Source organism: Maribacter sp. Asnod1-A12 (assembly GCF_045063735.1).
Taxonomy (GTDB): domain Bacteria; phylum Bacteroidota; class Bacteroidia; order Flavobacteriales; family Flavobacteriaceae; genus Maribacter.
In genome coordinates, this window is the sequence record NZ_JBEFNZ010000006.1 from 929,128 (window position 1) to 942,261 (window position 13,134).

Genomic DNA, 13,134 nt, shown 5'->3' on the forward strand with positions numbered 1-13,134 from the left:
AAAAGATAAATCGTCTCTATTTTGTAATTTTAAAAGATCAAGAACATATAGATTAGAAACTTTAAGGACAAAAAGATGAAAGAGATTAACTGGGGTATAATTGGTTGTGGAGATGTAGCTGAATTAAAGAGCGGACCAGCTTTTCAAAGAGTGACTAATTCTAATTTACTATCCGTTATGCGTCGAAATGAAGAAAAAGCTAAAGATTTTGCAAAACGGCATAAAGTTCCACATTGGACTTCTAATTCCGATGATATTTTGAATAATAACAAAATCAATGCTGTATATATTGCCACCCCACCTTCTTCCCATGTTACTTATGCCATTCAAGCACTAAAAGCTGGCAAACATGTCTATCTAGAGAAACCAATGGCCTTAAATGTTATTGAAGCTGAAAAAATATGTAATACACTCAAAAGCTCTAATAGCAAGCTTACTGTTGCCCATTATCGACGTAAGCTTCCTGCATTTTTAAAAGTAAAAGAATTACTAGCCGAAAATAGTATAGGTCAAATACTTCATGTGGATTTACAGGTACTACAATCTAAAAAAACTCTTTTCGTAGCGGATACGGAAGATAATTGGCGCGTTAACCCCAAAATTTCTGGCGGCGGTTATTTTTATGACTTGGCCCCACACCATATAGATTTAATGATGCATTATTTTGGAGAAATAGCACATGTTGCTGGTTTATCTAAAGCTAACGCAGAAACCCCTCAAATTGAAGAAATAGTAAATGGTATCATTTCCTTTAAAAACGGAATTCAGTTTCGTGGCATCTGGAATTTCAATGTAGCAGAAACTGACCAAAAAGATGAGTGTATTATTTATGGTACAGAAGGAAGCATTGAGTTTTCCTTTTTTGGAAGCAAGGTTATTTTAAAAACCATCAAAAAAGAACAAATATTTTCATTCACTAACCCAAAGCATGTTCAAGAACCTATGATCCAAGCTACAGTCAATTATTTTCTTGGTAAAGAAGAAAATCCTTGTACTGCAGAAGATGGGCTAATCGTTTTAAATACGCTAGAAGGATTGGTTAGCAAATACTAATTTACTTGCTCCCAAGTAAAACCATTACTTTGAAACCATATAACATTAATCCCGTTTGGCACTTCATAAAGCGTGTTACTACTAGAATCCCGGTAACCAGATGGAACAGATAACGTAATACTAGGGTTTATTTTTACAATATACATACGCCCAGTAACAACATTGGCCGCCGGCAGAAACAAAGTAACATTTCCAGACCCATTGATTAAAGCGGTATGATTAGACTCGCCTAAGCCAATAGCAGTACCACCGACAAAGTCAATAGGGGTAGACATTGACCCATCGATACTAATTGTTGAATTAGGATCGTTTGTTTTAACTCCTAATCGTTCATTGCTATTGTCCCAATAAATACTCGAATTATTTTCATCCACTTTTCCATCAGCGCCAGCAAAAAGTACAGAACCTGTATTACCCATAAATTCTTCGATTGTAGAATTGGTATCTACTAAGGTTTCAATTCCATTCTCATCGGTATAGGTATAGGTACCGTCATTATTATCAGCTAAGGTACTAGTTGTTTCTTGAACATTACCGGATACAGTTAAAACGGTTTCAGCTCCTAATTCATTGGTATAAGTATAAGTCCCATCTTCATTTTCTATAAACGTAGTTAAGTTTTCTTCGGCACCGTAAAATGAAATTGGAACGTTATCTTCACCTATATACGTAAAAGTACCATCACCATTATCACTTAAACTTGCATTTGCAACGCTAACGCCATCTGTACATAAACTAATCCATGCAGCACCATTATAATAATAGATACAAGCGGCATCAGTATTATAGACCATAGCCCCTGTAAGCGGTGTCAATTGCAACATAGTAGCTTCGGACACTCTAGAGATAACCAACACCTTAGAAGAACTCTCCAATTCCAATAAAGATGAAGCGTCTAAACTTTCAGGATTGTCACCTATTTTAATTTGGTTATATCCATTATTAAAAAAACCCAACAATAACATTAAAAGAACAAAAGAATTTTTCATAACACATAAAATTTACCACTAGTAGCTTTAGATGGCAAAACAACACAAAATATTAAATATTGCTCAATACTTTAATTTTATTCGTCGAATGGAGTAAAATCAACTACAACAATCGTTATTCAACTAAAAACTGCAAAGTACGTTTAAGATCAATAAAAATTAGATTATATTGATCCATTGAAAAAATAAATACAACCTATATTAATTGAAAAACAACCACTAAAAATTATGTTTCACAACAAAACCATTAATAATTATATACTAATAATATTAATAATTTTCTTAAGTTTTATGTTGATTAATTGTTCTTCAGAAGAAACAGCTCCAATAGTGCCAACAGGGGTCAGCAAAACGTATACAATTTTAAGAACCAACTTCTCTGATTTAACAGGTATTATAGAGTTTACAGAAAATACAAATGGTTCTACTACAATTTCAGTAAAAGCAAATAACACAGTAAAAGGTATTAACAACCCTGTAAGATTACGTCGAAACACTGCAAACTTAGGGGGTGACATTGCCATTAATTTAGAAAATATTAATGGTGAAACCGGGGCAAGTGTTAGTACAATATCAAAACTAAATAATGAAGAAACAATAAATTACTCCGAACTATCAGAATTCGATGGTTATATTGCTATCGAAGGTGAAAATAATAGCGAAGGTTTACTAATCGCATATGCAGACTTAGGACCAAATGAATTAACTGGTAGAAATACCACTATTAACCTAATATCACCTGATGGAGTTTTTAATGGGATAGCAACCTTAGAGGAACGTAAAAAAGGCAACACATCACTAACCGTTGGTGTATTTGGTATAAATGACAATATTGAATTGCCTTGTTCAATTCACATTATTCAAGAAGATAATAGTGAGTTCATAAAACCTATATCCCCAGTCAAAGGCAGTTTAAACGGTTTCGGTTTTAATGAAATTACAATAATTAATGAAATTATTATTAATTACGATGAATTACTAATGCTCAATGGCTATATCCAAGTAAATAACGAAAATGATACATCTACTTTCTTTGCAAGAGGTCTAATTAATTAATTCAAATAATTTAATCAAATTCACTTTTCGAATTCTGAAAGCTATACATTATATAAAATCAAATCTTGGAAAAAAAACCTAAAGTATTAGTAATTGCTACATCAAGAAAAACAAGAGGTGGAATTACCTCAGTTGTTAAATCCCATGAAAAAGGCAATCAATGGAAGAATTACCATTGTAAATGGATAGAAACTCATCGTGATGGTTCATTTATAATTAAAATTTGGTATTTGTGCAAATCGCTAATAACATACACAATCCTATTACCTTTTTATCAACTTACACACATCCATGTTGGTTTAAAAGCTTCTGTTAAACGTAAAATGATATTTGCAACATTAGCAAAATGGGCTAACAAACCAATAATTATTCATTTCCACCCAGCCACAGAAAAACATTTATTTGACAAAAAACATAGTGAATCCATATATAAACTTTTTATGCTTGCTGACAAATTAATTGTTTTATCAGAACAATGGATAAGATGGATAAATAAAGCATATCCAGATAATAATTTTAACTTTCAAGTATTATATAATCCATGCCCACAAGTTATAAGAAGTGTAAAAAAAGTTAAACCATATATATTATTTGCAGGCACATTAAATGAAAGAAAAGGATATAATAGGCTTTTAAGCGCCTTTGCTCAAATTGGACCGCGTAATCCTGAGTGGAGGATAAAATTTGCAGGCAATGGAGAAATTGAAAAAGCAAAAAAAATAGCAGAAGATTTAAATATTGAATCACAAGTAGATTTTTTAGGTTGGGTAAGTGGTTCTGAAAAAGACAAAGTATTTTCACAAGCATCAATTTATTGCTTGCCCAGTTGGGGAGAAGGTTTTCCAATGGGAGTATTGGATGCAATCGCATATGGAATTCCAGTAATAACTACACCAGTTGGAGGTATACCAGATCTTATTAAAAATGGAGAAAATGGATATATTTTTGATACTTACAACACCGAAATGCTCGTAGAACAGCTGTTCGTTTTAATGGAGTCTCAAGAAAGTCGAATGGCTATAGTTCGGGAAGCAGATAAGCTTATGAAAAACGAATTTAATCTACAAATAATCAATCATCAACTATCTTTGATTTACGAAGGGGTAATTAATGGAAAACTAAAAAGATGAGACAAAGAATAGGAATTATCACAATTTCTCGAACAAGTAATTACGGAGCGGAACTACAAGCTCATGCGCTTCAAAGAAAGTTAAACGAGTTAGGATACGATGCTGAATTAATAGATTATCTCTATTTTAAGCATAGTAACCACAAACCCACGAAGGCATCACAACCGGATGTTATTTTCAGTAAAAAGCAAACCTTTAAAAATTTTTTGACTTATAGAATTATTTCACCGTTGGTAGATAAGGTAGGTGCTGTTTTATATAGCCCTATAAAACAAAGACTAAGAAATTTTAAAAAATTTCATGAACAAGGTGGTACTAAATACTCAAAACAATTTAAGAGCTATCCAGAATTAAAAAATGCAAAATTAGACTATGATGTGTTTATAGTTGGGAGTGACCAAGTTTGGAATCCAGGGACGGCTACATCTCTTTCACCTTATTTTTTAGAATTTGCACCGGAGGGAAAACTAAAGATGACATATGCGTCAAGTTTTGGTGTTTCTGAAATCCCAAAACAATACTATGACCTTTATAAAAATTATTTTAATAATTTAGATCATATTGCCGTTCGAGAAAACCAAGGTGTAAAGTTAGTAAAAACCATCTCCGGCAAAGAGGCAACTCAAGTTTTGGACCCCACATTGTTGTTGTCTAAAGATGACTGGGAGACGGTATTAAAAGATACGAGTTCACTACCAAAGGAAAAATATATCCTTATTTACAAGCTGCATGAGTCCGAAACATTAATTGAACAGGCCCTAGCTTTAAAGGAAAAAATGAATTGTAAGATTTATAATATATGCAAAAGGGCTTTTTCTAATGCTACTCATGAGGGAGTTGTAAATTTATTAGATGCGGGACCTGCGGAATTTGTAGCATTATTTAGAAACGCAGAATTTGTCTTTACAACTTCCTTTCATGGAACAGCTTTTTCTGTAAATTTTAATATTCCGTTTTATGCAGTACTAAAACCTAACAAAGCTAATAATTCTAGAATCACTGATTTTTTAGGCACTTTAGGTCTTTCTGAAAGGATTATTTGGGAAGGAAGTGAGCAAGAAGATTTAGATTCTGATATTAATTTTAAAGTATCGAATGAAAGGTTAAATGAAAAAAAAATTAATTCTTTGAATTATATCAAGAAAAATTTAGGATAATGGATAAATTAATATCTGAAATAAATAAGTCAAAGATTAATTATTCTTTAAATGTTGACCTTAAACGTTTCACTTATTTGGGTACTGGCGGTAACGCTGGTTTAATTATATATCCAAAAAATACAGCTGAAATGGTTCTTGTAATTAGAGCCTTAAAATCTATGAAAATTCTATTTAAGGTTGTGGGTGCAACTTCAAATTTATTATTTTTGGATGAAACTCGTTATAATTGTCTCCTTTCTACTAAAGATTTAAACGATTTTGAATATCTGGAAAGTTCTGGGGAAATTATTGCTGGAAGTGGATTAATGCTACCACATTTATCTAGAATAGCACTTTTTAATTCTATTACAGGATTCGAAGGTCTAGAAGGCATCCCAGGGACAATAGGCGGTGCAGTTTTTATGAACGCTGGTGCTTATGGTTATGAAATTAGTGAAATTCTAAAGGAAGTCGAGGCGGTAGATTTTAACGGGAATGTTATTAATTTTAGCATTAATGATTTACGACTTGAAAAAAGAAATTCAGCACTAAGAAGAGGCGAAATTTCTGCGGTTATTACAAAAGTTACTTTTAATGCAAAGAAAGGAAATGCATCGTCAATTGAAAATAAAATGGAGATTTTTCATTCTAAAAGACATAAGTATCAAGACTTTCAATTTCCTAATTTAGGTAGTATGTTTTCCGGTTCAGTATATAGGGCACTAGGTGATAATGATCGTTATACCTATTTGATGTCGTCTTTGTTTTATCTATTAAATTATAAGTTTAAAGTATTTCGTAGAGAATCTCCTATTAATAGAAAATGGATGAATGATATTATTGTAAGAAGATTTAAATTGAAATATCATATTCAACCCTTCTCCAATAAAACAATAAATTGTCTAGTTAATAGAGGTCAAGGAACAAGTGAAATGGTACGGTATATTGAGGAGATAACTGATTTGACAAACAATTCTGTACCCTTAGAAAATGAAATTGTTGATGGTTTTTAGATATGATGATAAAAATCCTAATAAACGCTTATGCAGTTTCACCTCATACAGGAAGTGAGCCTGGTATGGCATGGAACTGGTGTAGTTATTTAGCGAAATACTGTGAATTGCACATAATTACGGAAGGCGAGTTTAAAGTTCATATAGAAAAAGCTTTAGAGACACTTCCTCAGTCTAAGAATATGCATTTTTACTACAATCCTGTTGCTACTCAGGTAAGGGAAATGTGCTGGAACCAAGGGGATTGGCGCTTTTATAAACATTATAAAAAATGGCAATATAAAACTTACGAAATGGCGGTTGACATTTGCCGCAAGGAAACAATTGATGCAGTGCATCAACTTAATATGATAGGTTTTAGAGAGCCGGGTTATTTATGGAAAATTAAAGAGCTACCTTTCATATGGGGGCCAATTGGGGGCTTGAAACAATTCCCTGTAGCATATTTAAGGGGAGCTGGTTTAAAGACACAGCTTTTTGTCCGTTTAAAGAACTTATTAAATGTAAAACAATTGCAATACGACCAAAGAGTTAATAAAGCTTTAAACCGGGCAAGTTTACTTATTAGTTCCATTCCCGATTCATATAATGCTATAAAAAAATATAAAGGTTTGGAATCTGTAATAATAACGGAAACAGGGTGCTTTTCTTCTGAAAATATTTCAAAACAACGATTTGAAAATAATACATTTGACATAATGTGGGTAGGTAAGTTCGACTTTAGAAAACAGCTTCCAATAGCGTTAAAATCTATTGCGACCACCAAGAATAAATATATAAAGTTGCATGTGTATGGATCTGGGGGAACGAAGCAAGAAGAAAATGTCAGAAATTTGACATCTGATTTAGGTATTGATAATCAAATTATTTGGCATGGTAATCAGCCACATCAAATTGTTCAGGAAGCTATGCAAAGAGCGCAGTTGTTTTTTTTTACGAGTGTTAGTGAAGACACTTCCACAGTTGTGATGGAAGCCATTAGCAATCATTTACCCGTGTTATGTTTTGACACCTGTGGTATGGGACAGGTAATCAATAACAAAGTAGGAAGAAAAATACCCTTGTCAACACCAAACGAGTCTGTAAGTCAATTTGCCGAACAGCTCCATAATTTATATAATAATAGAGAAGAACTCCAAACTCTTGCAAATAATTGCGCACTTCGTCAAAAGGAATTGTCTTGGGACCAAAAAGCAGTCATAATGATGGGGCTATACCAAAATATCATTTAGGTAAACAATTAGTTAGAGTTATTTAACTGCAATGAATTGCTCCCACTACCTGCGAAGGGATTCAACTAAGTATTTATTGATACAACTCCTTATTTATCTTTTTGATATTATATATTTCAAATTCCTTTAAGGTATTTTCTTCTAAGACTTTCTTCATTTCCTGATACCTATTTTTTAATAAAAAATCACTAATTGATGCTGTAATTGCCTCTGCTGATACCTCTTCCGATATCATTCCGTTTATGTTGTGTGCGACATATTCGGGTAGACCACCAACAGGAGTGACCAAAACAGGGCACCCTAAAGCATATGAAGTCATAATAACACCACTTTGTGTCGCATCTTTATATGGGCATACGATTAATTTTGACTTTATGATTATGGAAGATAACTCGCTGTTACTTAAAAATTTGTGATTTATGGTAATATTATCGTGAGAGCTGCTCAAAAAATCCAGTTGATATCCGCGAGCAGTTTTACCACCAATTAAAAATTTTGCTTCAGGAAAAGATTTGGATATGGTTTTGGCAGCTTCAACGAATATATCGATACCCTTGTATGGAGAAATACGTCCAACGAAACTTATGTATTCTTTGGGCTGGTGTTTATTTATAACATCTTGAGCTAAAAATGATTTATAAACTGTATAGGGCATAAGTTTAAGGACAGTGATCTCTTTATTTTTTGAGAGTTGGGGTTTTAAAATAGTTTTGCTGAATTCACTAAAAACAACAAACATAGGAATTAGGTAGAACCATATTTTACGATAAACTTCTCGCTGCAATTCAAATTCTCCACTATGAGTTAAGGGGTCGTGAATACTGGCAACTATTTTTTTTCTATACTTTATAAAATAACTAAGAAAGAAGAGCGTGCGACTGGAAAAATCATCTAAGTGAATAAAATCAGGACCAATAGTGGAAATGTATCTCTGAACGGATTTGGCCACTGACCGTGTTTGCAAAATACCGTTAGAAGGATAGACCGCAAAATGAACAGAAACACAGTTTTCAAAATATGGTGACAGATACTCTAACCGCCATTTTTTTACAACAGAATTAAAAGTGGTAAGGGCTGGATATTCTTCAAGGTTTGCTTTGATGTCTAGAATATTAGCTTTTAACTGATTGGGAGACATTTCAATAATTAAATGCATCTTGTAGCCATTGGTAGATAATAAACGAGCGTATTCTATCGCCATATCCAGAAAATGTACCTGTGTATAATAAACAATTTTTTTTTCTTTCATAATATTTGTGTCAGGTAGTTTTTTTCTTGGCTCGGCTTTGAGTAATTGAAAAATAAATAAAGCCAATGATGATCCAAAAGACAGGGAATAAGTAGTAATTTAAAAGTTCTGCAGAAAACCAAATATAACTCGTCACTAGGACCGTACTAATAACAATGAATCCAATAATATGGGTAAGTGAAATTATTTTACGTTTTAACAACACAATATCTTGAGAGATGTGAAATATTATAAAAGAGCAGAAGATACCGTAGTTAACAACAGAAAGAGATTGAATAAAGGATAGCCCAATAATACAAATTAAGGTGTTAATAACAACACTGTTAATGTTAAACCACATGTCTAGTTTTTCTAATCTCATAGCAATTAGCATATTTGCTTGTAACAATGAAGTAGGAAATACCAACATAGTAAAGAACATTTCTTTGGTGTATAAGGCAGAATCAGCGTACTTTTCACCAAAAATCCATGGTACTAATTCATCAGCAAAGGAGTATGTAAAGGTAAAGGCAGCGAGACCATAAACCATACATAACTGAAAAATGTTTTTGTAAGTACTTTTTAAAAGTGGCATGCTATTTTCTTTGTAAAGCTCTACTAACTTGGGTAGTGCAGTGGTAATTACAACTACTGGCACCATCTGTGCCAAAGAAAATATTTTAAATGAGTTTTCGTAATGAACTACAGATTCTAAGGGTAGCATTTTTGAAATAATTAATGTAGCGGACTTCCAATAAATAACAAAAGTACTCCCAATTACAGCAAAAGGCCAATATTTGTATAAAACATTTTTAACATAACTCCAAGGTAATTTTGCGTTCCAAAATCCAACAAATTTAATACCATCTGCAGCCCCAATTTTAAGAAATAGATTAAGCGTAATAAAACGTATGATTACGAGTAAAATCGCCAAAACAATAATAGAAAAAGGAAAAAGGAAAAGAAGACAGGCAATTGCAAATTTAGAAAAAGCTTCGATAGACATAACAGTAACTGTTTTCTTCTGAGCAAATTCTGCAATATTAACATTTTTAATTGAATAAATAATGTTGTCAAAAACGATGTTAAAGGCAAAAAACAAAGAAAGAATACGTACCGTACTATCCTTATATAATACTACGGTAAACAACAAACTAAGTAAAAAGAAAAATATGCCAAAATAAGCTTGCATCTTTAAAAATTTACCAACTAATTCATTTTTATCTTGAACGTTTACAACTTCACGAATAAACCAATGACCTAATCCCATAGCCGAGAAGGCAACCACCATTTGATAAAGACTATAGGCAATAATATACTGACCAAAATCTTCTACAGAATAGTGTCTAGCCACCAAAACATAAAATAGGCTTAAAAAAACATTACTTAGCAAACTACCTAGAAGACCCCAAATGCTATTTTTAAAAATTTTGGAACGAAACTTATTAAAAAAATTATTGGAAATAGTTTTCATGCTTTATGCGGTTTGTTGAGACTTAATTTTATATGATTTCACCCTAGAATTCTTGCTGGATTTCCAACAACTACCGAGTTGGAGGGAATATCTTTTATCACAACCGAACCGCTACCTATTTTAACGTTGTTACCTATTTTAACCGCTCCAATAATACATACATTACTACCAATATCAACATTATCTCCAATGACCGGCGATGTACTAAAACTACCATCAGGTAATTCTTTTCTGCCAATAGTTGTACTTTGTCTAAGACTACAATTAGCACCTAATATTGTGGCGCCATGCACAACCAATGCTTGCCCGTGGTGTAACATAAGCCCCTTGCCTACTTTCGTGTTCCATTGAAGTTCTACACCTAATATCCATTCCACCAAAATGGTGTAAAAAATGCGGTAGGGTAGACCGATTATTTTATAAAATTTGTTGCGTGTACCCAAATTTGCCAATCGAAAAAATACCAATACAATACGACCTTTGGTGGTATTGGATTTCCAGTCCTGTAATATAAATGACATATAATTACTTTATCTATGATTACTATTTTTTGTAATTAAATTTAGTTTTTACCAATTCTACAATAAGTTTTGAGAAAACTGTAGAACCTTGTTCATTAAGGTGTATTTCGTCAGCAAATAAACTTAAGTCTTTCGGAAATGCAGTTTTATTAGAAAAGTCATAAACACTTATACCTTCTTGCTCACAAATGTCTTTGCACATTTCAAATGAAAAATCGTTAGGATAGTTATAGGAAACCGGCGATATTGTAACAAGGACTGGAATATTGCGATTTTTACATAGTTGTAAAAATTCTCTGAATACTTTAACTTTGTTTTCGTCAAAATCATAAGGTTCACGATAAGGGATTTCTGCTAAATTGTGAAATTTTTTATTTACAGGTTCGTAGCCTTTATTATTATGATGAGCTGTTTTTGAGGATTTCGATGTTATGTTGCCCATTACTATTTTTCCCGGAGTTGAATTATAGGGGTAAATATGAGATATATTCTTTATTAGTTCAAAAGGACTTCTCATATTTACTATTTCACGAATTTCAGGGTGATTGTTGTAATATGGTAATAATGCCGACAATCTATCATAATCATTCTGTTCATATCCAAAACTACCATAGAAATCGTAAATTATAAATTTTGGAGTATGTCTATTTAATATGGCTTTGAGCAGTGCCGTTTGATAGAAAATAAAATTACCATCAGACCCTGTATTAAAGATAGAAAGTTCAAGTTCGTCTTCTAAAACTTTTGTATTATAATGATGTTTTGCTCTGGAAGAGCCAAAAATCAACAACTCTTCTTTGGATTTGTCCATGGCATAAGTGGTCATATACTGAGGCCCTGCGGATTGATTGTAATAAAAATAAGTTACTCCATGACCTAGGGTAAAATCTAGTGCAAAAACCAAAATAAAACCTATTGAACAACTTAAAATAAATTTCTTCATAATTTCAAAACTGAAAGTAAATAAATTGGCCTCCGTCAAAAACTCCTAAAAGTAGTATCAAAACAATCACCAAAGAATAAGATATATAGCGTACAGGCCTCAGTTTACTCGTAAAAAACAAAGTGCCGTTTGGGTAGAATTCGTCGTACCCATCTTTTAGCATCAATATAACTATTGCAAACAAGCCATAGACAAATGAACTTTTATCTCCCAGAAATAATGAACCTTGGGCAGTTATCATACGCTCAATTACGATTAACGCATCAGAAAGTGTATTAGCTCTAAAGAAAATCCAAGAAAAAGATATTAGAACAAACGTAAGCAAGAGGTTACCAATGTAGACCAAATTTATACTTACGTTTGTTTTTTTTCTTTTAGGTGAAATACCCAATATCTTATAGATAACTTGATAAAGGCCGTTTAAGCCCCCCCAAATCACATATGTCCAATTCGCCCCATGCCATAACCCACTTACCAAGAAAGTGATAAGTAGATTACGATAGTTTTTAATAGTACCTACTCGATTTCCTCCTAAGGGAATGTAAACATAATCCTTAAACCATGTAGACAACGATATATGCCATCTTGACCAAAATTCAGCACATGATTGGGCAAAATAGGGCCGTTTAAAATTCGTCATTAAGTCAAAGCCCATTATTTTAGCACAGCCAATCGCAATATTACTGTAGCCAGCAAAGTCACAATAAATTTGAAATGCAAAAAATATAGTAGCTACCAATAGCGTAATAGAACTATGGTTTTCGGGTACAACATAAACCGAATTTACGTAGATAGCTAAACGGTCTGCCACAACTATTTTCATAAAGAAGCCCCAAATCATTAACCTAATACCATCAGCTGCTTGTTGGTAGTTGAATACTTTTACTTCTTTGAACTGTGGAAGTAAATTTACTGCTCTTTCAATTGGTCCAGCTACCAACTGAGGGAAGAATGATACGAATAATGAATATATACCAAAATGTTTTTCACTTTTAATGTCACCGCGATAAACGTCTATAGTATAGCCAACAGCTTGAAACGTATAAAATGAAATTCCAACGGGTAGCAAGAGGTCAAAATTTGGCAAGGTCATACGAATACCCCAATCATTCAGTAGACCGAAAATAGATTCATTGAAAAAATTATAATATTTAAATAAGAATAGGATGCCCAAATTAATGATAAGGCTGGCTGTTAAATATGTCTTTTTTTTACTTTTAACTGTAGTGCTATCAATTTTTAAGGCACATAAATAAGTCACCAAAGTAGAAGTAAATATGAGAACTGCGTAAATAGGTTGCCAGTTCATATAGAAATAATAGCTGGCCACCAAGAGGAATACCCATCTATACTTTG

General features: G+C 32.7%; 12 protein-coding genes. 6 read left to right on the forward strand and 6 right to left on the reverse strand.

Features of this window, described 5'->3' with window-relative positions; genetic code table 11:
• Positions 1-75 precede the first annotated feature (75 nt).
• Positions 76-1,053: a Gfo/Idh/MocA family protein gene (locus ACJJVP_RS03835; protein WP_405410879.1), complete on the forward strand. Its 978-nt coding sequence runs from the start codon at positions 76-78 to the stop codon at positions 1,051-1,053.
• Here ACJJVP_RS03835 and ACJJVP_RS03840 read toward each other — a convergent pair.
• Positions 1,050-2,042, reverse strand: coding sequence for a hypothetical protein (locus ACJJVP_RS03840; protein ID WP_405410882.1), 993 nt, complete (start codon positions 2,040-2,042; stop codon positions 1,050-1,052). The two genes, ACJJVP_RS03835 and ACJJVP_RS03840, sit on opposite strands and share 4 nt — an antisense overlap.
• 291 nt (positions 2,043-2,333) lie before the next feature.
• Between ACJJVP_RS03840 and ACJJVP_RS03845 the strand changes: the two genes are divergently transcribed.
• The 5 genes from ACJJVP_RS03845 to ACJJVP_RS03865 all read left to right on the forward strand — a co-directional run bounded on the left by ACJJVP_RS03845 (position 2,334) and on the right by ACJJVP_RS03865 (position 7,612).
• On the forward strand, positions 2,334-3,098 hold the full coding sequence (locus ACJJVP_RS03845; protein ID WP_405410884.1) for a hypothetical protein: 765 nt from the start codon (positions 2,334-2,336) through the stop codon (positions 3,096-3,098).
• A gap of 65 nt (positions 3,099-3,163) precedes the next feature.
• The gene (locus ACJJVP_RS03850) at positions 3,164-4,228 is read left to right on the forward strand and encodes a glycosyltransferase family 4 protein (RefSeq protein ID WP_405410886.1); all 1,065 of its coding nucleotides are present in this window, start codon (positions 3,164-3,166) and stop codon (positions 4,226-4,228) included.
• Positions 4,225-5,385, forward strand: a complete 1,161-nt coding sequence (locus ACJJVP_RS03855; RefSeq protein WP_405410888.1) for a polysaccharide pyruvyl transferase family protein — start codon at positions 4,225-4,227, stop codon at positions 5,383-5,385. Before ACJJVP_RS03850 ends, ACJJVP_RS03855 begins: the two co-directional genes overlap by 4 nt.
• Positions 5,385-6,380 (forward strand): UDP-N-acetylmuramate dehydrogenase, encoded by a 996-nt coding sequence (locus tag ACJJVP_RS03860; protein WP_405410890.1) that lies wholly within the window; start codon positions 5,385-5,387, stop codon positions 6,378-6,380. Before ACJJVP_RS03855 ends, ACJJVP_RS03860 begins: the two co-directional genes overlap by 1 nt.
• Before the next feature lie 2 nt (positions 6,381-6,382).
• On the forward strand, positions 6,383-7,612 hold the full coding sequence (locus ACJJVP_RS03865) for a glycosyltransferase family 4 protein (protein ID WP_405410893.1): 1,230 nt from the start codon (positions 6,383-6,385) through the stop codon (positions 7,610-7,612).
• A 73-nt stretch (positions 7,613-7,685) separates the two neighbouring features.
• On the opposite strand, the gene ACJJVP_RS03870 is transcribed toward ACJJVP_RS03865, so the two are convergent.
• Genes ACJJVP_RS03870 through ACJJVP_RS03890 form a run of 5 tightly spaced genes read right to left on the reverse strand, consistent with a single transcriptional unit; the run spans position 7,686 to position 13,087 of the window.
• Positions 7,686-8,813 carry a glycosyltransferase family 4 protein gene (locus ACJJVP_RS03870; RefSeq protein ID WP_405410895.1) on the reverse strand — a complete coding sequence of 376 codons (1,128 nt, stop codon included), beginning with the start codon at positions 8,811-8,813 and terminating at the stop codon, positions 7,686-7,688.
• Between the two features lie 58 nt (positions 8,814-8,871).
• Complete coding sequence (locus ACJJVP_RS03875) at positions 8,872-10,314, reverse strand: oligosaccharide flippase family protein (protein ID WP_405410898.1); 1,443 nt, start codon at positions 10,312-10,314, stop codon at positions 8,872-8,874.
• A 38-nt stretch (positions 10,315-10,352) separates the two neighbouring features.
• Positions 10,353-10,835, reverse strand: a complete 483-nt coding sequence (locus tag ACJJVP_RS03880; RefSeq protein WP_405410901.1) for a serine acetyltransferase — start codon at positions 10,833-10,835, stop codon at positions 10,353-10,355.
• A 22-nt stretch (positions 10,836-10,857) separates the two neighbouring features.
• Positions 10,858-11,778, reverse strand: coding sequence for a hypothetical protein (locus ACJJVP_RS03885; RefSeq protein WP_405410904.1), 921 nt, complete (start codon positions 11,776-11,778; stop codon positions 10,858-10,860).
• 4 nt (positions 11,779-11,782) lie between these two features.
• The gene (locus tag ACJJVP_RS03890) at positions 11,783-13,087 is read right to left on the reverse strand and encodes an MBOAT family O-acyltransferase (RefSeq protein WP_405410906.1); all 1,305 of its coding nucleotides are present in this window, start codon (positions 13,085-13,087) and stop codon (positions 11,783-11,785) included.
• Positions 13,088-13,134 lie beyond the last annotated feature (47 nt).